Origin of the sequence: Demequina sp. NBRC 110053, assembly GCF_002090095.1 — a bacterium.
Classification (GTDB): Bacteria; Actinomycetota; Actinomycetes; order Actinomycetales; family Demequinaceae; genus Demequina.
On record NZ_BBRJ01000002.1, the window covers coordinates 979,638 to 1,004,372 of the forward strand.

Consider the following 24,735-nt stretch of genomic DNA (forward strand, 5'->3'; position numbering starts at 1 on the left):
ACACCCCATCTGGAGCCGAGGTGAGAGCACGCATGAGCCGCACCACGACGCTCGTCCTCACCGCCGTGGCGGGAGCCGTCGGCATCGTCGTCTTCCTGCTGATCCTCGAGGCCGCCCCGGTCGACTCGCCTCGTCACTGGCTGCTCGGCGGGCTCCTGCTCAGCGGCTGCGGCCTCGTCGGCGGACTTGCCGGCGCCCTGCGCGAGCGGCGCCAGGCGCGCCTGGTGCCCGACCCTCGCACCGGGTTGACCTACGGCAGGGTGGCACGGTTGGATCACGGAGCACAGTCGTCCGACGGCACGAACGGAGAACCCGGTGAGCGCACTCCCTGACGGCGAGGTCCAGTACTGGAACAGTCGCAGCGCAGCGATACGAACCATCGTCAAGGGCATCGCGATGGCGACGCTCGGCCTGGCGGTCATCGCCATCATGATCTTCTGGTCGGACGGCATCAACGTCGTTCTGCGCATCGTGTTCGGCCTCATCATGGCGATCCCGCTCTTCAGGGGCCTGGGTCTGCTGTCCTCTGGCATCAGCATGACGACGGCCGACGGCAAGCTCGCCGTCGCCGTGTCCGATGAGGGCATCCGGGCTCCCGGCGTCGGGCTCACGCGCTGGGACCACATCGAGAGGCTGCAGGTGTATTCGGGTCACCGCAGCGCGAGCTGGCGGTCGGTGCTCGGAGGGCTCATCAGCAAGGATGGTGACCTGCGGCTCGTGGTGACCCGGAAGGACGACCCAGCGAAGCCGCAGCCCGAGATCGCGCGCTCCTTCGCGACGGCCTTCGAGAGCGACCTCGCGGGGCGTGATGGGGAGTTCGCCGAGCTCGCGCGCCTGGTCCACGGCGCCGCTGCCAAGCGCGGCATCCCGATGACGGTGCTCGCGGCCGGGCGGCCGTGGGTCGCCGAGGACCTGGGGATCCCGGCCGCGCAGTAGTGCGTCGCCGCCACCGCCAGTCGCGGGCTCGGACCCCCTCGATCGGCCGAGAAACGGACGAACCGTGACATTCCACGCACCGATGCAGTGAACGTCGCCACGTCGCCTTGCTCATCCGCGGCTCTCCCGGTTACCGTGAGTCCCGCGATGGCACCGCAACCGTCCTAGGAGGGGCAATGGCCGAGATCAAGGTCACGTCGGAATCACTGTCGAGCGTCGCGAACCAGCTGTCGTCTGGGGCGACCCAGATCGAGTCGCAGCTCGCGAACCTGAAGTCTCTCGTCAACGGCCTCGTGGCCGGCGACTGGGGCGGTGCCGCCTCGCAGAGCTTCCTCGACCTGTTCGAGCAGTGGGACACCGCTGGCATCCAGCTCAAGGAGTCGCTCGTGGGCATCTCGGACCAGTTGTCGAAGACGGCGCTGGCGTACGAGGAGTCCGAGAGCAACATCGCGAACTCGTTCCGCGGCTGACCCTGGTCGGAACGCCGCGCCTGCTGGGCGCGGCGCTGAGCTGAGGAGTCCCCGTGGGACAGTTCTACGTCTCGACCGGACAGGTCGCGACCACCGCCGATGCGCTCCAGTCGCTGCTCGCGCAGTTCGACGCGCAGATGGAGGCAGCGAACGCTGACGTCACCGGCGTCGTGGGCGCGAGCTGGACGGGAGCGTCCTCGGACGCGTTCGCCTCCGAGTGGCAGGCGTTCGTGGCCGATGCGGGTGTCACGCGCGCCGCGCTCGCGAGCCTCATCGCTCGCATGCGGGCCGCCGACACCTCGTATGAGGCCACCGATGCGTCGCGATCCGGTGCAGCGCGCACCGCGGCCACGCAGGTGGGCTCGATGATGCGCGCGCCGTCGGCGCGCGCGGGTGGCCGCTCTGCCGGTGTGGAGCGTGCCTCGTGACGCGCCACTCGGTCGACACCGCTGACCTGACGTCGCTGCGGCGCTCGCTCGACGATCTCGCGACGTTCCTCGAGGGCTTCGAGCGCTCCGCATCGAACCACGGATCCAACCTCCTGGCGGCGTGGTCGGGTCAAGCCTCGCGCGAGTTCATCGGCGAGGTGGGCGTGTGGTCAGTGGGCGCGCGCCTCCTCGGCGAACGCGCCGCCAATCTGTCCCAACGAGCGGACATCGCGCGCCAGAGCTACGAGGCCGCCGTCGAGCAGGCGAAGGAGGTAGCGGGCTGAGAGCCCGGATAGCCATGCCTACCCTCGATCTCGACCCTCGCGACTACGCGACCGCCGGCGACAACGCACTGGCTCGCGAGCGCGCCCTGTCGCGCGTGATCGGCAGCGCCTCGAGCGGACTGTCCGGCGGCTACAACATGGCCGGCTCCGACGACGGCGGGGAGCGCTTCGCCCAGGCGTACGACACCGCTGCGCGCGGCATCTTCGACGCCGCCGATGACGCCGCAGACGGCGCGCGCAACCTCGGCCGCGCACTCATCTACGCCGGAGCGCTCCACTCGGCGGCCGAACGCGGCGCACGCGGCGAGACGGGAGCCGGCCCAGGCTTCGCCGACCCCGGTGCGGGCGGCGGCGCGAGCACCGCGTACCCCCCCACCTCGTCCGGCGGCAACCCCATGCCCGTGCCCGGGCTCGAGATGATCATCGACTTCCTGGGCGGGCTGCTGTGGCCCGATGCAGACACGGACCGCCTGCGGAACGCCGCCGATGCGTGGAGCCAGTTCTCCCGCGACCTCACGTCGGAGGCCACCGAGCTGCGACGCGTCGCGGCCGATCTGTCGGGCATCACCTCGGGTGAGAAGTCGGGGTTCGACGAGCGCGTCAACGAGCTCGCCGACAGGCTCGACGAGATCGCCCAGGCGGTGGGCGGGGGCGAGGGCATCGCGAGCCAGTGCACCTCCTACGCGCAGCAGGTGGACGACACGCGCGAGCAGAGCCTCATCATGCTGCGTGACCTCGCGATCGAGATCGCGGCGACCGTGGCGGTCAGCGCCGCACTCAGCTTCGTCACCTTTGGTGGCGCAGCAGCCGTGGGCGCCGGCGCCGTCGCCGCCCGCACCGCCTGGTACGGAGCGCGCATCGCCACGCTGATCACTCGGCTGCGCGCCGTCGCCATGACGGTCGCGACCAAGCTCGACGATCTGGTCGCGTCCGTGCGTGCCCTGCAGCGCTGGCGCGCGTGGCAGGCCACGGGCTCGCTCGGATCCAAGGTGACCTTCGAGGCCGTCACGGACGGCGTGGGCGTGTTCGGTGCATCCTTCCTCACCGCCGACGACACCAACCCCTTCCTCGCCGGCGCGACCGCCATGGGCGGCGGCGCCTTCGCCAACGTCCTCACCAGCAACCGCTACCTCGACAACTTCGCCGGACGCGTGTTCGGCGGCCAGATCAGCGCCGCCACCGAGTACGGGGCGATCACCGCGATCGAGGGCGAGGAGTTCAACCTCACCGACCTGTTCATGTCGGTAGGTCTGGGCACCGTGGGCGCCGGCGTCACCGGCGTGTTCGGCGGCAAGACCCGCGCCGCGCGCGACATCACGTCCGGACAGCACCAGGCCGAGCTGGGCGCTGGAGGAATGTCCTCGAGCAGCCTGCCAGCCAACCCGACGAACACCGGAGCCGCGGCGGGCGGCGTCGCCGCCGATGGTCGGTCTGGGCCCAACCCCGACTTCGATGGACCGCAGACCGGCGCTTCCGACCCTGGATCCGACGCAGGAGCCGACGGGCCCGTGTCGATCCAGACGGGCGACGCCCCCACGGTGGGCGCCTCCGACGCGACCGCGGCCACGCCGACCGGAGGGGGCACGCCCGTTCCTCAGGGCGAGGCGCCCGTCGCCACCGGAGGCGACGCGGGCGGGGCTGCGCCTCAGGGCTCCGCGGCCACTCCCCCTGCGGGTGAGGCGCGTGTCGCGTCGGGCGGAGACGGCACGCCGTCCTCGCTCACGGGAGACCCTGCGCCTGTGGCCGACGCCACGCCCGCGACTCCGAGCTCGGAAGCGACCGCTGCTCCTCAGGCAGCGCCCGCCGGGAGCGATCCTTCAGGCGCTACGGCCGCAGAGCCCGCGCCCACGCAGCCGCTGGGCGACGTCAGCGGTGCCACCCCGGAGGCGGTCTCACCTGCCCCCGCGCAGACTCCGTCGCCGATCGACATCGCGGACGTTCCCGTGGTCGACGGCTCGCAGGCGCTCGCCGGCACCGACGCAGACGTGGCAAATGCTGCTGCGAGTACGCACCCCGGTGCGACTGCGGATGCCGTGGCCGACGGAGATGGATCGCACGTGTCGGCGGTCGACGAAACTACGCCGAACAGTTCCGGAGACGGGCACGCAGACGGTGACGGCACTGCTAGCGACAACGAGGCTGCCGCTGCAGAACGCGAGCCGACTGGAACAGCCGGCGACGACGCCGACGGTGAAATGGCGGGGAGTGGCGCCCCGGCCGATGCCTTTACCGCAGCGGTCGTCCCGCTGCCTGACCCGAATGCGGCGAGCGCTCCCCTGCTCACGCCTCAGGAGGTGCTGCCACCCGAAGGCCAGTCAGTGGACGCAAGTAGTCTGACCACGAGCGGCTTGCCTCACGATGTGCCGCAGCTGATCGATATGGAGCCCCACGTGGATGCCACGACGTTGCTCGGCTCGTCACCGGACGGCACACCGAACGATCTCCGGGGCTTCCAGGAGCACTTCATGAGGCACGACAGCGATGGCAAGCCGACAGACCTCGACTGGCCCCCGCACGATGGCGCTGTACCTGGCACGACCAGGCGCGCTACCGTCGCTGTCTACCAGGAAGTCTTCGGCAGTGACGTGTTCACCCGCGCGGGTAGTGAGTTCGGTAGCTTCGGCGCGCCGATCAGCCACGGCCAGTACTACACCCACGCTCAGTCGAGTTTGGCTCCCCGTACCCTGTTCGACGACTTCCACCACTACCGCTTCACGGCAGATGCAGATGCGAAGCTGTCAGACAGCGGCATCACGATGGTCGTCGAGCAGGTCGCGCCGGCCCTCGGCCGCCCTGGCGGGGGCATGCAGATGCGGTGGGTATCACCAGAAGGAGAGAATGTCAGCATCCTCCATCTCAAGGCCAAGGGGATCTTCGAGGAGGTGTACCTGCCGTGAGCGCGCTCGACATTCGACAATCGCTGTTGGCGCTGTTCGAGGACGCCGGGTTCGAGTGGCAACTATCGGAGGACGCCACGCAACTTGACGTGGGGCCCGACCTCTGGCAGTTGTTCTACCGCTGTGTGCTCAATGCTGACGGCAGCATTGACCTCTGGCGCAAGCGAGAGCGTTCCGACGGATTTGTTCACAAGGCCTGGTATGCATCGTGGTCATTTGCCGAGCGGTCACTTGCGCAAGACGCTGGGTCTGCCTCCCGGCGGGGGGCTCCGACCATCATGATCTCGGGATATCCCGTGGATCTTGATCCCCGATGTTCCCTCACCACAGAACTGGTCGACAGCGTCAAGTGGGTTGGCCTGCACATTGGCGACGAACTCGTCGCACGCTTCGGGAATGCAGGTGACGCTGCCTACGAGTCGCACCTGCTCACCGAGGATGTCGAGGCCATCATCGCTTCGTATCGTCACCCCGAGGGCAAACCACTGTTCGGCCTTGACGACATCACACCCCCGTCACTGAGATCATGACCGACGACAACGCACTAGCCGCGGTCCGCCAAGCTGAATGGTCGCGAAAGGTTTCGCAGTCGACCGTCCCCACCAGACTCGATGCGCTGTTACGCGACCTGCTCACCGACGGAGTCACAGGGGTGACTGTCTCCGCGGTACTCGCAGCACGACACGTTCAAGCAGCGGTCGACATCCACCATCCGTCGGGTGAGCACCAGGGTCCTCGTGGGCCGTTCACGCGCATCGTGGCGTCCCGAGAGATCGCTGAGCTCCTCGAGGCCCTCCAGCGAACGTGCTATCACCGCCACTTCGGCACGTGGTTCCAGGTCGAGGCTTCAGTCGAACCCGGTCGCGGCATCGAGATCCATGTCGACGACATGAAGGAGCCGCCGACCTTCGATCCACCACTCTCGGAGCTCGAGTGGCAGGCGGAGTGGTTCCTCCACCGACGCGACGACGAACACCTGCCTCCATGGTGGCGGACCAAGCTCTACCCGGACGAGCACGCTGCACTGGCCTAGCGGGTCCTCACAGTGAGATGCCACGATCCCGCACCACCGTTGTGGTTCCACGGCACCTACGCCTTCGTCAAAGGCGAGTAACTCGACTTTCGCCGCGAGTACGGGTGGGTGCTGTGGTCGCCCACCCCGCATGAGGGATTCACCAAGTCGCCGAAGGTGGCTTCATCTGTCCGATCACGGAGCCGTCGAAGGTCACCGCCGTGCGTATCGTGCATGGTGGGCGGTACAGAGGCGTGAACGTGACCGTCAGACCCCTGCCCCAAGGCGGCGTCATGCTCTGGGCCAGTGAAAGGCGTGCGCACGACGTGGGCTTTGAACGGCGCAACCGCGACGAGTGGAGCCTGGCAACGACGCTCGACGACGCCGAACTCACGGTCACGACGGAGCAGACGCCGGTCGATGCGCCGTGGCAGACTGACGCACGATGAAGGGACACCACTGTGGCCGAACTGATTCGCGCCACCCCGCCTGCTCGCATCTCGGCAGTGATCGGCTCCGGCCTGCCTTGGATCGCCGGCTACGTGGTTCGGGCCCAAGACGTCAGCGAGTCTCCGACGGCCGGCGCGCTCTACGCGGACCTCGGGCTCGGGTTTCCCGGTTCTCCGTACGGCGCACAGCGTGAGTTCGTCGACGTTCTGCGGGTGCCTGCGCAGTGGACGCTGCAGCTCGCGACACCGGGGGAAGGCGAGAATGCAGCGACGCCGCCGCTACGGGACCACCCACCGTTCGGCCAGACCGGCTTCATCGACAGCTCCAAGGCCTTCGTCCCCTACTGGTGGCTCGCGCCGTCCCCTGTGCCTGCGGGGACCACTCTGTGGCGCATCGGCGCCGATGGCAGCGCAAACACGATCGCGGCCTACGGGCATGTGGGCGTGGGCTGGCTCGCTTGCGCCCCCGCCGCTCGGATCGCTCATACCCCCATCCGTTTCACAGAAGTGCTCGGCATGTGGGCTCAGTATCGCGGAGAGCGCGTGCTCGCAGACATCCTGCCCGATGGCACTGCGGTCATCGCTGTCCCGGACCAGCGGGAGGGATGGCAGCCATCGCCCCGAGGCGTGTTCTGGACGGAGGTGTACCGCGCTGACCTCGACCGGGTGTGGGTCTCTCGCACGCTCGCGACATGGCGCGACCAGGAGTTCCAGGTCGTGGGGCTCGAGGGAGACGAGGCGGGTCGCACCGCTCACCTCGTGTACTCCGGGCACGACGCTGGAGTGGCAGGGTCACTGGGCCTGACCGAAACCGACGCCAGCGTCTACGAGGCCTTGGCGCCCATCTCCGAGCTGCACAACGTCAGGGAAGCCCAAACGGATCTGCCTGGCTGATGCGCGACCACGTGCTTGCAACTCTTGCCGCCTGGGCGGCACAGGTGGGCTACACCAGGATCGTCGACGACGGAGCGGTCCTGATCGCTGATGAGGGCGGAGAGATCCGCTTCTACGGCCGCCGCCAGGACGCCGGGTGGGCGCTGTCGAAGGCCGAACGTGCCGAGGACGAGACGCTGCTGATGGTCGCCAGCGATGTGACGAATATCGAGCGGTACCTCATCCAGCACCTTGGGTGGGGCGTGCGACGCCGCCTGGGCCTCAGCCAGATTCAGCTGCCGTACGAGCTGGATCACGTAGCAGACGGGTACCGCATCGATGTGGTCTCCGATGACTGGGCGGACCTCGTCGACTCGGCAACCGGTCAGACGGTCGCGGGTTTCCGGCACGTCAGCGTGCCCTACGAAGCGGTGTCGTTCTCGTGGTACGCCGATGTGGAGCCCGAGACGTTGCGCACCTGGTTGACGGATCCTCGCGGAGGCGGGCGGCTGCAGCGCTTCGTTGGCGCCCAGTAGCTGGACGGTGCGGGTGTCAGCGCACGACACGACCGCAGCTGCGCGTTCAGCACGCCTGGCGACCCTCGCATCGGCGCTCTACCAGGCACCCTTACAAACTGTTGGCGGGTTCATGAAACATGCCTAGGCTGGCGCGCATGGTCAACGACGTCCACACCCCGTCCCCCGCCCCCTCCGAGCAGGCCACCTTCGAGCCGCCCGCCGATTTCGCTGCCCGAGCGAACGCCCAGGCAGATCTCTATGACCGCGCCCAGCAGGACCGGCTGGGCTACTGGGCCGACCAGGCCCGCGAGCTGCGCTGGGACACCCCCTTCACCGAGGTCCTCGACTGGTCGGACGCCCCGCACGCGAAGTGGTTCGCCGACGGCACGCTCAACGCCTGCGACAACGCCGTGGACCGCCACGTGCGCGAGGGCCGCGGCGATCGCGTCGCGTTCTACTTCGAGGGCGAACCGGGCGACACCCGCACCCTGACCTATGCGGACATGCAGCGCGAGGTGTCGAAGGCCGCGAATGGCCTCGCATCGCTCGGCGTGACCAAGGGCGACCGCGTCGCCATCTACCTGCCCCAGATCCCCGAGGCCGTCGTGTCGATGCTGGCCTGCGCGCGCATCGGCGCCATCCACTCCGTGGTGTTCGGCGGCTTCTCCGCCGAGAGCCTGCGCCAGCGCATCGACGATGCGGAGGCGAAGCTCGTCATCACGGCGGACGGCGGCAACCGCCGAGGCGCGCACCTCGCGCTCAAGCCGCTCGTGGACGAGGCGCTCGCGCCGTCCGAGTCGCACCCCGAGCCCGCGGCGAGTGTCGAGCACGTCCTGACGGTGCGCCGTACGGGCCAGGACACCGCCTGGACCGAGGGCCGCGACCTGTGGTGGCACGACGTGGTCGAACCTCAGTCGGACAGCCACGATCCCGTGATGGTCGATGCCGAGCACCCGCTGTTCATCCTCTACACCTCCGGCACCACGGGCAAGCCGAAGGGCCTGTTCCACACCACCGGCGGATACCTCACCGGCGCGTCGAGCTCGCACCGATGGGTGTTCGACATCAAGCCCGAGGAGGACGTGTACTGGTGCTCCGCCGACGTCGGCTGGATCACCGGACATTCGTACATCGTCTACGGGCCCATGATCAACGGCGCCACCCAGGTGCTCTACGAGGGCGTCCCGAACGCCCCGCATCAGGGACGATGGTGGGAGATCATCGAGAAGTACAAGGTCACCATCTTCTACACCGCTCCCACCGCGATCAGGACGTTCATGAAGTGGGGCGAGGCGATCCCGGGCGAGTTCGACCTGTCATCCCTCCGCCTTCTCGGCTCGGTTGGCGAGCCCATCAATCCCGCGGCGTGGCTCTGGTACCGCCGCGTGATCGGCGGCGACCGCTGCCCGATCGTCGACACGTGGTGGCAGACGGAGACCGGCTCGATCATGCTGTCACCCCTGCCCGGCGTCACGCACACCAAGCCCGGATGCACTCAGGTGCCGCTTCCCGGGGTGAGCATCGACGTGATCGACGACGAGGGAAAGTCGCTGAGCCCCGGCGAGGGCGGATACTTGGTGGCCAGCGAGCCGTGGCCATCCATGCTGCGCGGCATCTGGGGCGACGAGCAGCGCTTCCGCGAGACCTACTGGGATCGCTTCCCCGGCAAGTACTTCGCGGGCGACGGCGCCAAGCGCGACGAGGATGGCGACATCTGGCTGCTGGGACGCGTGGACGATGTCATGAACGTCTCCGGCCACCGCCTGTCGACCACCGAGATCGAGAACGCCCTGGTCTCCCACCACTGGGTCGCGGAGGCTGCGGTCGTGGGCGCCGCCGACGAGACCACCGGCCAGGCTGTCGTCGCGTTCGTGGTCGTGAAGTCCGACGACGAGGGCGCGTCCGCGTCGGGCCACGAGGTCGCGGTGGAGCTGCGGAAGCAGGTGCGCAAGGAGATCGGCCCCCTCGCCACGCCGCGCACCATCCTGGTGGTGTCCGAGGTCCCCAAGACCCGCTCGGGCAAGATCATGCGCCGCCTGCTGCGCGACGTGGCGGAGAACCGCCCCGTGGGCGACGTGACCACGCTGGCCGACTCGTCGGTGATGGACGCGATCAGCGAGGGACTCAGCTCGGGCAAGGCCGACTCCGACTGAGCCGCGAGCCGAGCTGGCACTGCCCCTCGCGCGCGGAGGCGCGCGCGGATCAGAGCTGAGCGCGCGCGAAGCCCACGCATCTGCCCACAATGTCCCATGACTCTTCACCACGAGCAGTTCGACACGATCATCATCGGCGGCGGCCAGGCCGGACCCGGTCTCGCCTCGAATCTTGATGCGCGCGGCGAGAAGGTGGCCGTCTTTCAGGAGAGCGCCTTCGGGGGCACCTGCCTGAACGACGGGTGCCGTCCCACCAAGGCGCTGCGCGCCTCGGGTCACGCCGCGCACGCCGCGCGCACGGCGGGTCGCCTCGGGGTGCACGTCGACGGAGTGACCGTGAACGTAGCCGAGGCAGTCGAGCGCAAGGACGAGCTGATCGGCGGATGGCGCCAGAGCGGCAGCGAGTACTACGAGAATCACGACACCATCAGCTACGTCACGGCTCGCGCCCGCCTCGCGGGCAAGGACGGTGACGTGTACCGAGTCGAGTTCGGGGATCGGATCGTCACCGCGCGGAGGGTGGTCCTCAACCCCGGGGCACGCTCCGTGCCGCCTCCCATCGACGGACTCGATCAGATCGACGCTCTCGACCACCACACGCTGCTGGACCTCAAGGAGGCTCCACCCCGCCTGCTCGTGATCGGCGGCAGCTACATCGGTCTCGAGCTCGGGCAGATCTGGTCGCGCTTCGGTTCCCGCGTCACCATCCTGCAGTCCGGCGAGCACGTCATGCCCCGCGAGGACCCCGACATCGCCGCCGCCGCCGCGCGCTTCCTCGAGGACGAGGGCATCGAGATCCGGACGGGCGCGCGCGTCGTGCGCGCGGAGCGCTCGGGCGATGGCGTGACGCTCACCATGGACGACGGCGAGCGGATCGATGGCGACCGGGTCCTCATCGCCGCCGGCAGGGTCCCCAACAGCGAGGACCTGGGCCTGGACACCGTCGGCGTCGAGACGGACGCGCGCGGCTACATCACCACGGACGAGCACTTCCTCACCACCGCGCCCGACATCTACGCGCTGGGAGACGTCAACGGCAGGGGCGCGTTCACCCACACGAGCTATCAGGATCACGAGATCCTCGCCGACCACCTCGCAGGTGGCGAGCGATCGGCCTCGGGCCGCATCCCGACCTACGCGGTGTTCACCGATCCACCGCTGGGTCGCGTGGGCATGACTCTCGCGGAGGCGAGGGCCGCCGGCATCACGGTGAGCGTCGCCGACTACGAGATGGCGAGCGTGACGCGGGCGGCATTGGACGGCATCACCCCCGGCATGGTGCGGCTCGTGGTCGACGCGGAGCGCGACCGGCTCGTGGGCGCCGCAGTGCTGGGGCTGCATGGCGACGAGGTGATCCACTCCCTGTCGATGCTGATGCACCTGGACGGGCCAGCGTTGGCGCTCGGCACGTGGCTCGCGATCCACCCCACCGTCGCCGAGTTCCTGCCCACGATCTACGCGACGGCAGAGCCGGACTCCGCCTCCGACGACGCCTGAGTCCCGAGGCGGTCACCGCCTCACCGAGCATACTGAACGTTTGTTCAGTACAGTGGCCCCATGGCAGCCGAGACCACAGGACGCGACCGGATCGTCGACGTCGCGCTGCGGCTGTTCGCCCAGCGCGGTCACGACGCCGTCTCGGTACGCGACATCGCGGCCGAAGGGAAGGTCTCCGTCGGACTGATCGCGCACCACTTCGGCTCGAAGGAAGGGCTGCGTCGCGAGGTCGACGCGCACGTCATCGGGCTGTTCGATGACCTCACGGACACCGCCGTCGAGGCGAGCCCGGGGCCTTCCGGCGCCATCGCGGACAGCTTCGCCTCGCTCCTGCTGGGCCAGCTCCCCCCGGCCTCGCCCATCCCGGCCTACCTGCGCCGCCTGGTGCTGTCGGGGGATCCGGCGGGACGCGCCCTCGTCGAGCGGTGGCACGCGCTCAGCGTGGCGCTGCTCGACCGGATGACGGCCGCAGGCGCCGCCCGCGCCACGGCCGATCCAGAGGCGACGGCGGCGTTCCTGATGGTCAACGATCTCGCGATGATCCTGATGCACGAGCACATCGCGAGCGCCATCGGCGCGGACCCGCTCGGCCGCGACGGCGCGCAGCGCTGGGCGGCGGCGGCGGTGGACGCCTACACCCACGGCATCTTCACCCCACCCGAGGAGACACCATGACACCGACGACCACCGACGCCCAGCCCGATGAGCGCGCGGAGCGCTCCGGGCATACCGAGCCTTCCGTCCGCACCCGCGGCCTCACTCGCATCTTCGGGGAGGGAGACGCCGCCGTCGAGGCGCTCAAGGGCATCGACCTCGAGATCGCCTCAGGAGAGCTCGTCGTCATCCTCGGCCCCTCCGGCTCGGGCAAGACCACGCTGTGCAACATCATCGGCGGGATCGACCGGGCCTCGGACGGCACAGTCGAGGTTGCCGGCGAGGACATCTCGACCGAGGATCCTGGGCGTCTGAGCGACTTCCGCCGCGATCATGTGGGCTTCATCTTCCAGTTCTTCAACCTGATCCCCACGCTCACGGCGCGCGAGAACGTCGAGGTCATCATCGAGATGACCGGCCGCGGCGACAAGGGCCGCGTGCCGGAGCTCCTCGAGGCCGTCGGGCTCGGGGATCGGGTGGACAACTTCCCCGCCCAGCTGAGCGGGGGCCAGCAGCAGCGCGTCGCCGTGGCCCGTGCGCTCGCGACGGACCCCGAGCTGCTGTTCGCGGACGAGCCCACCGGCGCCCTCGACCTGCCTACGGGCCAGCAGATCCTGGCACTCCTCCAGGACCTCAATGCCCAGGGCAGGACGGTCATCATCGTCACCCACAACTCCTCCGTCGCGCAGATCGCGAACCGGGTCCTCACGCTGGTCGACGGCCGCATCGAGTCGGACGAGACCAACACGAGTCCGGCCGCCGCAGCCGACGTCACCTGGTGAGCGGCATGCAGGCGAGAACCCACAAGACGTTGCGCGACCTCACGCGCCAGAAGGCTCAGGTCATCGCGGTCGCCGTCACCATCGCGCTGGGCGTCATGATGTACATCGCCACCGCGGGCGCCTACCAGAACCTGTCCGCGTCCTACGACGCGACCTACGACCGCCTCGCGTTCGCCGACCTCGTGGCGAGCGGCGGCGACGCCCAGGCGGTCGCGCAGGCCGCGCTCGACGCCGGCGCGTCCGAGGCGATCTCCCGCACCCAGGTGGACCCGCCGCTGCTCATCGAGGACACCAAGCTGCTCGGGCGCGTCATCTCCGTGCCATCAGGCGAGCACCCGAGCATCGACGACGTCGACGTGATCGACGGCGACTACCTCGAAGACGGCGTGACCGACCAGGTCCTGCTCGAGAGGCACGCCGCGGAGACGTTCGCCATCGGCCCCGGCGACACCCTCGAGGTGTTCGCCGCGGACGGTTGGGCGACGGTCACGATCGCCGGCGTGGTCGACTCGCCCGAGTACCTGTGGCCGGCGCGCTCACGCCAGGACATCCTGGGCGATCCGCATGCGTTCGCCGTGGTGTTCGCTCCCGAGGACGCGGTCGCCGCCTGGTTCGCCGCCGATCCCAACCAGGCCCTGGCGCTCCTGCCGAACGGCGCGTCCGACGCGACCCGCGACCAGGTGAGCGACGCCATGGAGGCCGCAGGCGCATCGTCCGTGATGACCCAGGAGGAGCAGCCCTCCAACGCGACCCTGTCAGAGGACCTGCAGGGCTTCGACCAGATGTCCAAGGCCTTCCCCGCGCTGTTCCTCATCGCGGCTGGGGTGGCGGCGTGGGTGCTGCTGACGCGGCGCATCCTGCAGGAGAAGCCCGTCATCGGCACCCTCATGGCTGCCGGCGCGAGGCGCGGCCGCGTGCTCCGCCACTACCTGGGCCAGGGGCTGTGGATCGGGCTGATCGGGTCGGCGCTGGGGGTGGTGCTGGGGGTGCTGGCCAACAGCGCGATCACGACCGCGTACACGGGCTTCATCGGCGTCCCCGACACGGTGATTCAGAACTACCCGTGGATGATCGTGGCCGGCCTGTCCTTTGGCGCCGTCGTCGGCGCTCTCGGCGCGCTCGGACCGTCCGTGACCGCCTCGCGCACCGCCCCGGCCGCGGCGATGCGCACCCAGGGCACCGCCAAGCCGCCGGGGGCGTGGAGCGCGTTCGTCGCGCGCCAGACATGGCTGCCGACGAGCGGCCGCATGGCGCTGCGGGACCTTGTCCGCTCCAAGCGTCGCACCTTCGCGACCATGCTCGGCACCGTCCTCGCGCTCATCATGGTGCTCACCTCGGTCGGAATGCTCACGTCGATCATGCAGGCCATCGACATCCAGTACGAGGAGATCAATCTCGAGGACGCGACCGTGGTGACACAGCGCGACACGGTGGGGGCCGATGCGCTGGCGGAGGTCGACGGCGTCGCCGCCGTCGAGACCACGCACCTCGGTCAGGTGACGGTGGTGGGCCAGAACGGGTCGTACGCCACCGCCCTGCACGGGTTCGAGCCCGATACCCGGATGCACGGATTCGTCGGCCTCGACGGGTCACGTGTCGAGCTGCCCGCCGAGGGCATCCTCGCGGGGCAGGCCCTTCGCGACCTGCTGGACGTCGAGGCCGGCGACACTGTGACCCTCCACACCGAGGCCGGCGACTCGGACGTCACCATCGCCGCGTTCCTCGACGAGCCGATCGGCACCGCCGTCTACGCGACCAACGCGACCGCCGCATCGGCCCTGCCCGATGCCGGCGTCGACACCTTCGCGCTGGCGTTCGACGAGGGTGCCGACCGCGACGGCCTGCGCTCGACGGTCACCCAGATCGACGGCGTGGTCGCCTACCAGGACTCCCGCGCGATCATCGCGACCATCGACGAGTACCTGGGCCTGTTCTGGGTGTTCATCGGCGTGATGATCGTCCTCGGCACGGTGCTCGCGCTGGCCGTGATGTACGTGACGATGGCGGTCAACGTCGTCGAGCGCACAGGCGAGCTGGCGACGCTGCGCGCAGCCGGGGCGCCGCTGCGGCGGGTGGCGGGAGCGATCGCGACGGAGAACATGCTCGCCACCATCGTGGCGATCCCGGTGGGGCTCGTGCTCGGCGTGTGGTCGGCGTCCGCCTTCCTGCAGACCTTCAACGACGACCTCTTCACGCTCGAGCTGCGGTGGGCGTGGTGGACGCTGCCGGCCGCCGCGCTGGGCGTGGTGCTCGCGGCCCTCATCTCCCAGTGGCCTGCCTCGCGTCAGATCAGGAAGGTCGACATCGCCACCGTGGTGCGCGAGCGCGCCGCCTGACCGCGTGCGCGGCTCCGCGTGCTACCCCAGCACCTCCGGCAGGCCGAGCGGCTCGCCGAGCACGTGCTCTGACAGGAACGAGAACACCGTCTCGTACCAGACGATCGCGTGCTGCGGGGTGAGGATCCAGTGATTCTCGTCGGGGAAGTACAGGAAGCGGTGGGCCATGGTGCCGTCCTCGGCGGCGAAGTGCTCGGCGAGCTCGGCCCACAGCCGCAGGCCCTCGCCGATGGGCACCCGGTAGTCCTTGTCGCCGTGGATGACGAGCATGGGGCTGACGATGTCTGCGACCGCGTGGTGCGGGGAGTGCGTCTCCATCGCCTCGGCCGTGAAGATCGACTGCCAGTAGTCGGCGTGGTCCGTGGTGGGGCCGAACTGGTCGAGCGACCACAGGCTCGCGTGGGTGACGATCGCCTTGAACCGATCCGTGTGGCCAGCGACCCAGTTGGCCATGTACCCGCCGAACGACCCTCCCATCGCGGCCGTGCGCTCCGCGTCGATCTCGGGGCGAGCCTCGACCTCGTCGGTCAGTGACATGAGGTCCGTGAACGGCTTGTCGCCCCAGCTGTTCCAGCCGCGCGCGATGTACTCGAGCCCATAGCCGGTCGACAGCGCAGGATCGGCGAGCAGCACGGCGTAGCCGCGAGCGACGGCTGCCGCCGGGATCCATCGCCAGGACCACGCGTTCCACGATCCCAGCGGGCCCCCGTGGATCCACAGCAGCAGCGGGGCGGGGTCGTCCGCGGAGGCGCCAGGCGGCGTCAGCAGCCAGCCGGGCACGCGCGCGCGGTCCTCGGCGGCGGTCTCGACGCGCGTCATGGTCGCGGTGACCTCCGGCGCAGGTGCGGGGTGCGCCAGCGGGGTCACCGAGCCGTCAGCACCGATCCGCACGGGGTGCGCCGGCTTGAGCCAATTCGAGCGCAGCGCGACCAGGTCGCCGGTGGTGCGGTCGACCGCGACGTTCGTGTACGCGTAGTCGTCGCGGGTGAGCGCGGCGACGTCGCCGGTGGCGATGTCGATGCGGAAGATGGGCGCGCGGCCGTCGTCGTCGGCGGTCACGATGAGGGCGGCGCCGTCCGCCGAGAACACTCGCGAGGTCGCCCAGCGGTCCCAGTCCGCGGCGATCTCGCGCGCGTTCGATCCGTCGAGGTCGCTGACCCAGATCTCCTGGTCGGCAGGCCCCTCGGGGGTGGGCTTGTCGCCGCGGCCAAAGCTGAGCGTGGTGCCGTCGGGGCTGATCGCCGGGTCCACGAAGTCCACGCCCTCCTCGTCGAACAGCACCGTAGAGGCGGCCGTCGCGACATCGATGGAGACCAGCCGCAGGCGGCTCGACCGCCCGACGGGGACCCTCTCGACCGCGACCACCGTGGTGCCGTCGGGAGTGATCGCCGCCGACGGCGCCTCGGTGAGCCGCCCCGGCCGCGGGGTGAGGTCCCTCGGGCGCGGGAGGGTCTCCGGATAGGGCGTGGTCGCGGGGGCGCCGTCGCCGTCCGCGTCCGTGCCGGTGCTGGGGGCCGATGCGCGGGCGGCTTCGGCTGGCAGCTCGCCAAGGTCGAGCGACAGGAGGTGGGGCTCGGCGGGGCCCAGGTCGTGGTCCCAGTGCCGGATCGGATAGGTCGAGTGGACGATCGCGCTGACCTTGCGCTTCTTGCGGTCCGCACGGATGCGCGCGTCGTCCTCGAGGGTCTGCGCCGACGCCATGAGCGGAGAGCTCAGGACGGCGACCGAGGACTCCGAGGACACCGCGGCGAGTCCCGCGCCACCGGCCAGGCGCGTCACGCATCGGGCCTCGCCTCCGCGCGCCGGCAGCAGCCACAGCTGGGGCTTGTCCTCGTCGTCGCCGTCGGGACGCGCCGAGGTGAACAGCAGGTCACCGTCGGCCGTGAACGCCGCCCCTGCCTCACCCTTGGCGGAGCGCGTCAGGCGCACGGGCGTGCCCGAACCGTCCGCCGGCACCTCCCAGAGGGCGCGCTCGAAGGCGGTGGAGTCCGCGCTCAGCGTCGCGACGGTGAGCACCACGCGGGAGCCGTCGGGTGAGAGCGCGAGTCCCTCGATGCGCGGGATGGCGATGATGTCGGTCAGTGAGGAGTAGGCGTCTGTCACCCATCCACCGTACGAGCCAGATGCGACACGACTCACCCGGCCATGGTCCCGCGGTCGGGCGCCCGTCAGCCCAGGAGCTCGCCGGCCGCCCACCACAGCGCGGCAAGACCCAGCAGCGCCGCGAGCGCCACGAACACGTAGGTGGTCCAGCGGCGGCTGTGACGCAGCCCCGCTCCCACGGCAAGGGCGACGGCCGCGATCCCGATGCCGACCAGGACGGTGCGCGTCTGGTCGCCCAGGGCGCTGGATGTGGCGCTGCCAGCGAAGTCCGCGACCACGAGGGCGTAGGCGACCACGGCAAGTCCCGCCGCTGCTCCCACGCCGGAGACGGTCCACCCCGCTGCCCTCATGCCCCGCAACCTACCGCGAGAGCCCGGTTCCCGGGCGCAGGTGACGCGTCAGTGGGTCGAACGCTCAGCGCTCGGCCACCAGCACCCCACGCGCGGCGCGCGACAGCGGCCGTCAGCCAACTCCTTTGGCGCGCACGCCACCGGCGCACCTACGGCCCGGCAGAGGCCTGGTCGATCGGCACGCCCGCGCGCGTGCCCATGCGCAGGTCCAGCCACCTGTCGACGCAGATGACGAGCCCCAGCGTGAAGAGTCCCACGCATGCTCCCGCCAGCACGTCGGACAGGAAGTGATACCCCAGATACATCCGGGTGGTCGCGACGATCGCGGTGATCGCGATGGCTCCCAGCGACCACAGCACCAGCGCCAGCAGCGTCCGATGGCGCCGCCACAGCAGGTAGGCGATCACCATCACGAAGGTGGCGGCACCCGTCGAATGCCCCGAGGGAAACGAGAACGACGTCTCGTACCCCGGCACCACCTGGAAGAGCTCCTCGGGCCGAGGACGCTCGACGATCACCTTGATGGTCATTGTCATGATGGTGGACAGGATCATCGCGCCCGCAAGCAGCGCGGGGTCGCGCCATTGGCGCGTGCGCCACCACCACACGGCGCACCCCACACCCACGATGATGGGCAGCACCACCGGGCCGAACAGCGTGGTGATCCACGTCATCACGGTGGTCAGCCACGGCAGCCGATGGTCGTAGAACCACTGCGTGACCGGGTCGTCGATCTCGGCGAACGAGTCCTGCTCCTGCACCTCGTCGAGGATGGCGAAGAACCCGGCGGCGGCGACTGCCGTCACCACGAGGCCGGGAAGGAGCGCGCGCACGAGCGGCGGGAGGCGGTCCCAGGCATCACGCATCATCGGATCAGCCTAAGCGCAGGTTGCGCGGCGGTGAACCTTGCGGGGCCACCCGGATGAGCCCGCATCAAGGGTGGTCGCGCGCGCGGGCGCGTGCCACGATGGGCACATGCACGACGGCACCCGCACCGAGAGCGTCATCCCCGAGGACCTCGACCAGACCCAGCCCGCGCCGCTGCCCTCGGCAGATGCGGCCGCGCGCCCGGAGGAGCCGGCGAGCCCCGCCGCGATCGCGGCGGAGCTCAGTGTGCAGACGCCACCCTTCGAGGACCACCACGACGACGATCAGCTCGACGGCGACGAGCTCCCCGAGGACCGCTACCTCGACCGCGAGCTGTCGTGGCTGGCCTTCAACGAACGGGTGCTCGAGCTCGCGGAGGACGAGGAGACGCCGCTGCTCGAGCGCGCGAGGTTCCTCGCGATCTTCGCCTCGAACCTCGACGAGTTCTTCATGGTGCGCGTCGCGGGACTCAAGCGGCGCATCGCCGCCGGCTTCGCGGTGCCCAGCGCGACCGGCATGAGCCCGACCCGTCTGGTCGAGGCGCTGACCGAGCGCGCACACCAACTCATGGACCGCCACGCGGACGTGTTCGAGGACTCGGTCCGACCGCAGCTCCAAGAGCAGGGCATCCATCTGGTGCACATCGGAGACCTCGAGGAGGACGAGCGCGAGCGCCTGCGCAAGCTCTATCGCTCGGACATCTTCCCGGTGCTCACTCCCCTTGCCGTCGACCCCGCGCACCCCTTCCCCTACATCTCTGGACTCTCGCTCAACCTCGCGGTCGAGCTGCGCGACCCCGACTCCGGCAAGCAGTTCTTCGCCAGGGTGAAGGTCCCGGAGACCCTTCCGCGCTTCCTGTCCGTCGACTCGGCGGGTCACGCCGCCCAGGTGACCGACGCATCGGCCCTGTCCGATGAGCCGCGCTCGTTCGTGCCGCTCGAGGACGTCATCGCCGAGCACCTCGACTACCTCTTCCCCGGCATGGAGGTGATGTCGAGCTACACCTTCCGCGTCACCCGCAACGAGGACGTCGAGGTCGAGGAGGACGATGCCGAGAACCTGCTGAAGGCAATGGAGCGGGAGCTGCTGCGCCGTCGGTTCGGGCCAGCCGTCCGCCTCGAGGTGGCGCAGGACCTGCCGAGCAACGTCCGCGACCTGCTGGTGCGCGAGCTGGGCATCACCGAGCACGACGCCTTCCACCTGCCCGCTCCGCTGGACCTCACCGGCCTCAACGTCATCGCTGACCTCGACCGCCCGCGGCTGCAGTTCCCGGCATTCCGGCCCACGACGCACCACCAGCTCGCGCCCGTCGAGACAGCCGATGAGCAGAACGTCTTCGACGCGATCAGCCGCGGCGACATCCTGCTGCACCACCCGTACGACTCCTTCTCCACCTCGGTGCAGGCGTTCCTCGCCCAGGCGGCCACGGATCCCCGGGTGCTCGCCATCAAGCAGACGCTCTACCGCACCTCGGGCGACAGCCCCATCGTGGACGCCCTGATCGAGGCCGCACGCAACGGCAAGCAGGTGCTCGCGCTAGTCGAGATCAAGGCCCGCTTCGATGAGCAGCAGAACATCTCCTGGGCGCGCAAGCTCGAGAAGGCCGGGGTGCACGTGGTGTACGGCCTGGTGGGTCTCAAGACGCACTGCAAGCTGTCGCTCGTGGTGCGCCAGGAGGACGAGGGGCTGGTGCGCTACTGCCATGTCGGCACCGGCAACTACCACCCCAAGACGGCGCGGCTGTACGAGGACTACGGGCTGCTCACCAGGGACGATGCGGTGGGTGCCGACCTCACCAAGCTCTTCAACCAGCTCTCGGGTTACGCGCCCAAGGCGCGCTTCCGCCGCCTCATCGTCGCGCCCACCGGCGTGCGGCTGGGGCTGATCCAGCGCATCGAGGCCGAGGCCGAGCGCGCCCGCGCTGGCGAGGAGGCCTGGGTCAGGATCAAGGTCAACTCCATCGTCGACGAGAAGACCATCGATGCCCTGTACCGCGCGTCGAGGGCCGGGGTGAAGGTGGACCTCGTGGTGCGCGGCATCTGTGCGCTGCGCCCGGGCGTCGAGGGCCTCAGCGAGAACATCAGGGTCCGATCCATCCTGGGACGATTCCTCGAGCACTCACGGGTCTACGCGTTCGCGAACGGCGGCGACCCCGAGGTGTTCATCGGCTCTGCCGACCTCATGCACCGCAACCTCGACCGCCGGATCGAGACCCTCATCACCATCGCCTCCGAGCAGCAGCGCGAGTTCCTGCTGAACAACATCTCGATGGCGATGTCCCCGGACTACATCGGATGGGAGCTGGGCTCGGACGGCGCGTGGACGCGCAGCGACACCGCCGAGGACGGCACTCGGCTCAAGGACCTCCAGGCCACCTACATCAAGCGCCAGCCCAAGCGGAGGGCCAAGCGCAAGTGAGGCGCTACCCACCCGGCACCGTCATCGCGGCCGGCGCCTTGGTGTGGCGCATCCGCGACGGCCAGCTCCAGGTCCTCGCCGTGCACCGCCCCCGCTACGACGACTGGTCGTGGCCCAAGGGAAAGCTCAACACGGGTGAGACGCTGCCTGCGTGCGCGATCAGGGAGGTCGCCGAGGAGACCGGCAAGCAGGTGGTCCTCGGCCAGCCGCTGCCGACCCTGCGATATCCCGCCGGCGGCAAGACCAAGGTGGTCAAGTACTGGGCGGCGCAGGTCGCTTCGTCGTCGTCCGGTGCCGTCGCGGCCCGGCCTCGGGTCAAGGACGCGTCCAAGCACGAGATCGACAAGACCCGCTGGCTGACCGTCGCCGAGGCACGCCGCAAGATCACCTTCCGGGACGATCTGCGGCCCCTCGAGGTGCTGGTGGAGGCGTTCGAGAACGACCGGCTCGACACGCGCGCCTTCGTCCTCGCCCGGCACGCGCGGGCCAAGCGCCGCAAGGCGTGGGACGGCGAGGACATCGAGCGCCCCCTCACGTCAGCCGGCCAGTCGCGCGCCGGCCAGCTGGTGCCGCTGTTCGCAGCCTTCGGGGCGCGCCGCGTATCCTCCTCGCCCGCCCGTCGTTGCATGGCGACCGTCGAGCCCTACGCCGCCGCCGCCGACCTCGACATCAAGACCTACGACCCGCTCACCGAGCCTGGCCATGCGTCGAACCCGCTCGCGACTGCGAAGACGTTCGTGAAGCTGCTCGAGCGGCCCACGGGTCACGTCGTGTGCGCGCACCGGCCCACCCTGCCAACGATCGTCGAGATGATCCGAGCAGCGACGAGGCCCTACACGCGCGGCGCCCTCCCTCGCAAGAATCCGTACCTCCCGGCCGGCGGGGTGCTCGTGGCCCACGTGCTGGACACGGAGTCCGGCCCGCGCGTCACGGCCATCGAGACGCATCTGCTGCAGGTTCACCCGTAGCGCCACGCCGGAGAAGAAGGACATCGGACTGGGAGCGCCAGTCGGCGCGAAGGCCGCTCGAGGCGGCTGATGTTGGAGCCCGGGGCTACCGCAGTCCGATGTCCCCAACCACTGTACGCCTCCACTCCAGAGGCGCGAAATGGGCCCAACTCGCGCAGCTAGACGCTTAGACGAGCGAGTTGGGCCCCATTCGCGCGCCACGCGGGCACGCGGTGAGGGACGATGCGGTCATCCGCTCTCGCTGCCGCGTCGCCTCGGTCTCAGTCCAGGCGGTCCTCGCGCCACATCGTGGCGCAGCGCTCGAGGTCCTCGCCGGTGCGCAGCAGCTGGGCGGCCCGCAGCGCGGTCTGATGCGCGCGGCGGTCGTTGTGACCGTCGTCGGACTCGGCCTCGTAGGCGGCGCCCGTGGCCACCACGCGGCAGAAGGCTCCTGCGCGCTCGAGGGCGACCGCCAGGTCACCCGAGAACACGCCGGACAGCACGGAGTCCGCGAGCGCGCGCACCTCGGTGGGACCGGGCGGGTCCTCGACACCCGCGATCGCGTGGCGCACATGCGCGGCATGGACGCCGTGGTGATAGGAGCGCGCCACCGCTTCTGCGTCGTGCTTGACCCACTCGCGCAGCATGTAGATGCGCCACAGAGCACCGGGCAGGGTGTGCGCGCCGGCCTTGGACCACAGCATCGCGACCGTGTCGATGCCCTCCTCGTCGACCAGCCGCACCAGGCGTGCCGTCAGCGTGGGATCGGACGACGAGCGCGCCTGAGACACGAGCGCGAGCGCGGTCTCGTGTGCGATGAGGGCGCGATCGGCGGGGTCGATGTCCCCCTCGATCTGCTCGGCCTCCTCCATGTCGAGCATGGCGGGGCGCCGGAAGCGCGGCTCGGCCACGTCAGGAGTCCGTGGTCTCGGCGTCCGCCCCTGCTGCCTCGCGGGGGTCCTCACCCGGCCCGGCAGGCGCATCGGCCCCTTCGAAGGTGAGGGAGACGGAGTTGATGCAGTAGCGGTCGCCGGTGGGGGTCTGCGGCGCATCGGGGAACACGTGGCCCAGGTGCGAGTCGCACGTGGCGCAGCGCACCTCGGTGCGGATCATCCCGAGCGAGAGGTCCTCCGACAGGACGACCGCGTCGTTCTCGGCCGTGAAGAAGGATGGCCACCCGCAGTGCGAGTCGAACTTCGTGTCGGAGCGGAACAGCTCGGCACCGCACGCGCGGCAGCGGTAGACACCGTCGCGCTTGTTGTCGAGCAGCTCGCCGGTCCAGGCGCGCTCCGTGCCGGCCTCGCGCAGCACGTGGAACTCCTCGGGGCTCAGCTGCTCACGCCACTCGGCTTCCGTCTTGGTGATGCGATCGCTCATGGCCGCTCCTCTCGTCCTGCCCAGAATACGGGCCACCACAACACGCGACGCCCGGTCCGCTGAGGGGGGATGGACCGGGCGCCGCGTGCTGTCGTCGAAGCTCTGCGCGGCTTCCCGCCGTTGCAGGTTCACTGTGTCTGACGCAGGCAGGGGGCGTTTTGTTCCCTGGGTTCCGCCGATGCGCCGGCTCGGAGCTCTCGGCCGGTACTCGTCGCTCCTGGTAGTCGCCGATTGGCGGCAGTTTCGGCGAGACCGTTGGCTTTTTCGTCACTTGACGCTACCGTAAATCCCGCGCGGTTCCCCGCTGAGCGAACCGCATGCGACGTCGCGGTCATCGAACACACCATCACCTGGAGAATCCATGCCTTCCGCCACCACGCTGCGCGTGCCCGCACTGATCGCGGTCACCGCCTTCGCGCTCGCCGCCTGCGCCACCGAGACCGAGCCCGAGGAGACCAGTTCGGCCACCCCCGGGAGCGACGACCTCGCCCAGGTCGTCGACGAGAGCCCCTCCGCCGAAGCGCCCACCGAGGTCACCGTCACCACCACGTACGGCGGCGAGGACACCGTGCCCTACGACCCGCAGTCCATCGTGGTGCTCGACTACGCGGCGCTCGACACCCTCGACGCGCTGGGCCTGGGCGACCGCGTGGTCGGCATCCCTGCCGGCACTCCCGCGCCCACGCACCTCGCGCAGTACGCGGACAGCGCTGAGAGCGTCGGCAACCTCTTCGAGTTCGACACCGAGGCCATCAACGCCCTCGAGCCCGAGCTGATCATCGTCGGCGGCCGCTCCTACGATCAGGAGGAGTCCATGGAGGAGATCGCCCCGACGCTCAACATCACGTATGACTGGGGCTCGCAGGCGTTCCTCGACTCGATGAGCGCCAACACCCTCGCGCTCGGGCAGGTGTTCGGCCTCGAGGACCAGGCCGGCGCGGCGCTTCAGGACCTGCAGGCCAAGGCTGACGCCGTCGCGGCGCAGGCGGCAGACGACGGCACCGGACTCGTGGTGCTCACCAGCGGCGGCGAGGTCTCGGCCTACGGCCCGTCCGAGGAGGGGCGCTTCGACTTCGTCTACAACATCCTGGGCGTGACGCCCGCCGCCGAGCAGGTCGCGATCGACACCCACGGTGACGCGGTCTCGTTCGAGTTCCTCGCGGAGACCGACCCCGAGCTGCTCATCGTGCTCGACCGCGACGCGGCGATCGGCGAGGAGGGCGAGTCAGCGCAGGCGATCCTCGACAACGACCTCGTCAATGGCACGAGCGCCGTCCAGAACGACAAGGTCGTGTACGTCGACACCTCGAAGTGGTACCTGGCGTTCGGCGGCCTCACCGCTGTGAATGACATGATCGACGAGGTCGACTCCATCGTCGAGTGA

At 69.7% G+C, this 24,735-nt stretch carries 24 protein-coding genes; 19 read left to right on the forward strand and 5 right to left on the reverse strand.

The window, feature by feature from the left end:
• Positions 1–32: 32 nt before the first annotated feature.
• From B7K22_RS04615 to B7K22_RS04680, 16 genes are all read left to right on the forward strand, one after another.
• A complete protein-coding gene (locus B7K22_RS04615) occupies positions 33–332 on the forward strand; it encodes a hypothetical protein (protein ID WP_084038764.1) in 300 nt (99 codons plus the stop codon).
• Positions 316–936, forward strand: a complete 621-nt coding sequence (locus tag B7K22_RS04620) for a hypothetical protein (RefSeq protein WP_084038766.1) — start codon at positions 316–318, stop codon at positions 934–936. Before B7K22_RS04615 ends, B7K22_RS04620 begins: the two co-directional genes overlap by 17 nt.
• Positions 937–1,112: 176 nt before the next feature.
• Positions 1,113–1,406 carry a WXG100 family type VII secretion target gene (locus B7K22_RS04625; RefSeq protein WP_084038767.1) on the forward strand — a complete coding sequence of 98 codons (294 nt, stop codon included), beginning with the start codon at positions 1,113–1,115 and terminating at the stop codon, positions 1,404–1,406.
• 53 nt (positions 1,407–1,459) lie between these two features.
• The gene (locus B7K22_RS04630) at positions 1,460–1,834 is read left to right on the forward strand and encodes a WXG100 family type VII secretion target (RefSeq protein ID WP_084038769.1); all 375 of its coding nucleotides are present in this window, start codon (positions 1,460–1,462) and stop codon (positions 1,832–1,834) included.
• The gene (locus B7K22_RS04635; RefSeq protein ID WP_084038771.1) at positions 1,831–2,118 is read left to right on the forward strand and encodes a hypothetical protein; all 288 of its coding nucleotides are present in this window, start codon (positions 1,831–1,833) and stop codon (positions 2,116–2,118) included. The genes B7K22_RS04630 and B7K22_RS04635 overlap by 4 nt, the downstream gene beginning before the upstream one ends.
• Positions 2,119–2,132: 14 nt before the next feature.
• Positions 2,133–5,015: a glycohydrolase toxin TNT-related protein gene (locus B7K22_RS04640; RefSeq protein WP_084038773.1), complete on the forward strand. Its 2,883-nt coding sequence runs from the start codon at positions 2,133–2,135 to the stop codon at positions 5,013–5,015.
• Complete coding sequence (locus B7K22_RS04645; protein WP_084038775.1) at positions 5,012–5,545, forward strand: hypothetical protein; 534 nt, start codon at positions 5,012–5,014, stop codon at positions 5,543–5,545. The genes B7K22_RS04640 and B7K22_RS04645 overlap by 4 nt, the downstream gene beginning before the upstream one ends.
• Positions 5,542–6,048 carry a hypothetical protein gene (locus B7K22_RS12035; protein WP_159448758.1) on the forward strand — a complete coding sequence of 169 codons (507 nt, stop codon included), beginning with the start codon at positions 5,542–5,544 and terminating at the stop codon, positions 6,046–6,048. Before B7K22_RS04645 ends, B7K22_RS12035 begins: the two co-directional genes overlap by 4 nt.
• Positions 6,049–6,287: 239 nt before the next feature.
• Positions 6,288–6,476, forward strand: coding sequence for a hypothetical protein (locus B7K22_RS11825; protein WP_144276233.1), 189 nt, complete (start codon positions 6,288–6,290; stop codon positions 6,474–6,476).
• A 12-nt stretch (positions 6,477–6,488) separates the two neighbouring features.
• Positions 6,489–7,370: a hypothetical protein gene (locus B7K22_RS12040; RefSeq protein ID WP_159448759.1), complete on the forward strand. Its 882-nt coding sequence runs from the start codon at positions 6,489–6,491 to the stop codon at positions 7,368–7,370.
• Complete coding sequence (locus tag B7K22_RS04655) at positions 7,370–7,885, forward strand: Imm61 family immunity protein (protein ID WP_159448760.1); 516 nt, start codon at positions 7,370–7,372, stop codon at positions 7,883–7,885. Before B7K22_RS12040 ends, B7K22_RS04655 begins: the two co-directional genes overlap by 1 nt.
• Positions 7,886–8,022: 137 nt before the next feature.
• On the forward strand, positions 8,023–10,020 hold the full coding sequence (gene acs / locus B7K22_RS04660; protein ID WP_084038781.1) for an acetate--CoA ligase: 1,998 nt from the start codon (positions 8,023–8,025) through the stop codon (positions 10,018–10,020).
• Positions 10,021–10,116: 96 nt separating this feature from the next.
• Entirely contained in the window at positions 10,117–11,517 is a 1,401-nt protein-coding gene (locus B7K22_RS04665) for a mercuric reductase (RefSeq protein WP_084038783.1), read from the forward strand.
• Positions 11,518–11,577: 60 nt separating this feature from the next.
• Complete coding sequence (locus B7K22_RS04670) at positions 11,578–12,192, forward strand: TetR/AcrR family transcriptional regulator (RefSeq protein WP_084038785.1); 615 nt, start codon at positions 11,578–11,580, stop codon at positions 12,190–12,192.
• Positions 12,189–12,953, forward strand: coding sequence for an ABC transporter ATP-binding protein (locus tag B7K22_RS04675; RefSeq protein ID WP_084038787.1), 765 nt, complete (start codon positions 12,189–12,191; stop codon positions 12,951–12,953). Before B7K22_RS04670 ends, B7K22_RS04675 begins: the two co-directional genes overlap by 4 nt.
• A 5-nt stretch (positions 12,954–12,958) precedes the next feature.
• Positions 12,959–15,289, forward strand: coding sequence for an FtsX-like permease family protein (locus B7K22_RS04680; RefSeq protein ID WP_084039757.1), 2,331 nt, complete (start codon positions 12,959–12,961; stop codon positions 15,287–15,289).
• Positions 15,290–15,310: 21 nt separating this feature from the next.
• Here B7K22_RS04680 and B7K22_RS04685 read toward each other — a convergent pair whose 3' ends face one another.
• The 3 genes from B7K22_RS04685 to B7K22_RS04695 form a co-directional block, all read right to left on the reverse strand.
• On the reverse strand, positions 15,311–17,392 hold the full coding sequence (locus B7K22_RS04685) for a prolyl oligopeptidase family serine peptidase (RefSeq protein ID WP_084038789.1): 2,082 nt from the start codon (positions 17,390–17,392) through the stop codon (positions 15,311–15,313).
• 65 nt (positions 17,393–17,457) lie between these two features.
• Positions 17,458–17,742, reverse strand: coding sequence for a hypothetical protein (locus B7K22_RS04690; protein WP_144276235.1), 285 nt, complete (start codon positions 17,740–17,742; stop codon positions 17,458–17,460).
• A gap of 149 nt (positions 17,743–17,891) precedes the next feature.
• Positions 17,892–18,611, reverse strand: a complete 720-nt coding sequence (locus B7K22_RS04695) for a phosphatase PAP2 family protein (protein WP_084038793.1) — start codon at positions 18,609–18,611, stop codon at positions 17,892–17,894.
• A gap of 106 nt (positions 18,612–18,717) precedes the next feature.
• On the opposite strand from B7K22_RS04695, the gene B7K22_RS04700 reads away from it, so the two are divergent.
• Entirely contained in the window at positions 18,718–21,027 is a 2,310-nt protein-coding gene (locus B7K22_RS04700; RefSeq protein ID WP_084039759.1) for an RNA degradosome polyphosphate kinase, read from the forward strand.
• Positions 21,024–21,995, forward strand: coding sequence for an NUDIX domain-containing protein (locus tag B7K22_RS04705; RefSeq protein ID WP_084038795.1), 972 nt, complete (start codon positions 21,024–21,026; stop codon positions 21,993–21,995). The genes B7K22_RS04700 and B7K22_RS04705 overlap by 4 nt, the downstream gene beginning before the upstream one ends.
• Positions 21,996–22,255: 260 nt before the next feature.
• On the opposite strand, the gene B7K22_RS04710 is transcribed toward B7K22_RS04705, so the two are convergent.
• Positions 22,256–22,885 (reverse strand): hypothetical protein, encoded by a 630-nt coding sequence (locus B7K22_RS04710; RefSeq protein WP_371327651.1) that lies wholly within the window; start codon positions 22,883–22,885, stop codon positions 22,256–22,258.
• Position 22,886: 1 nt separating this feature from the next.
• Positions 22,887–23,351 carry a peptide-methionine (R)-S-oxide reductase MsrB gene (msrB, locus tag B7K22_RS04715; protein ID WP_084038797.1) on the reverse strand — a complete coding sequence of 155 codons (465 nt, stop codon included), beginning with the start codon at positions 23,349–23,351 and terminating at the stop codon, positions 22,887–22,889.
• A gap of 361 nt (positions 23,352–23,712) precedes the next feature.
• On the opposite strand from msrB, the gene B7K22_RS04720 reads away from it, so the two are divergent.
• On the forward strand, positions 23,713–24,735 hold the full coding sequence (locus B7K22_RS04720) for a siderophore ABC transporter substrate-binding protein (RefSeq protein WP_084038799.1): 1,023 nt from the start codon (positions 23,713–23,715) through the stop codon (positions 24,733–24,735).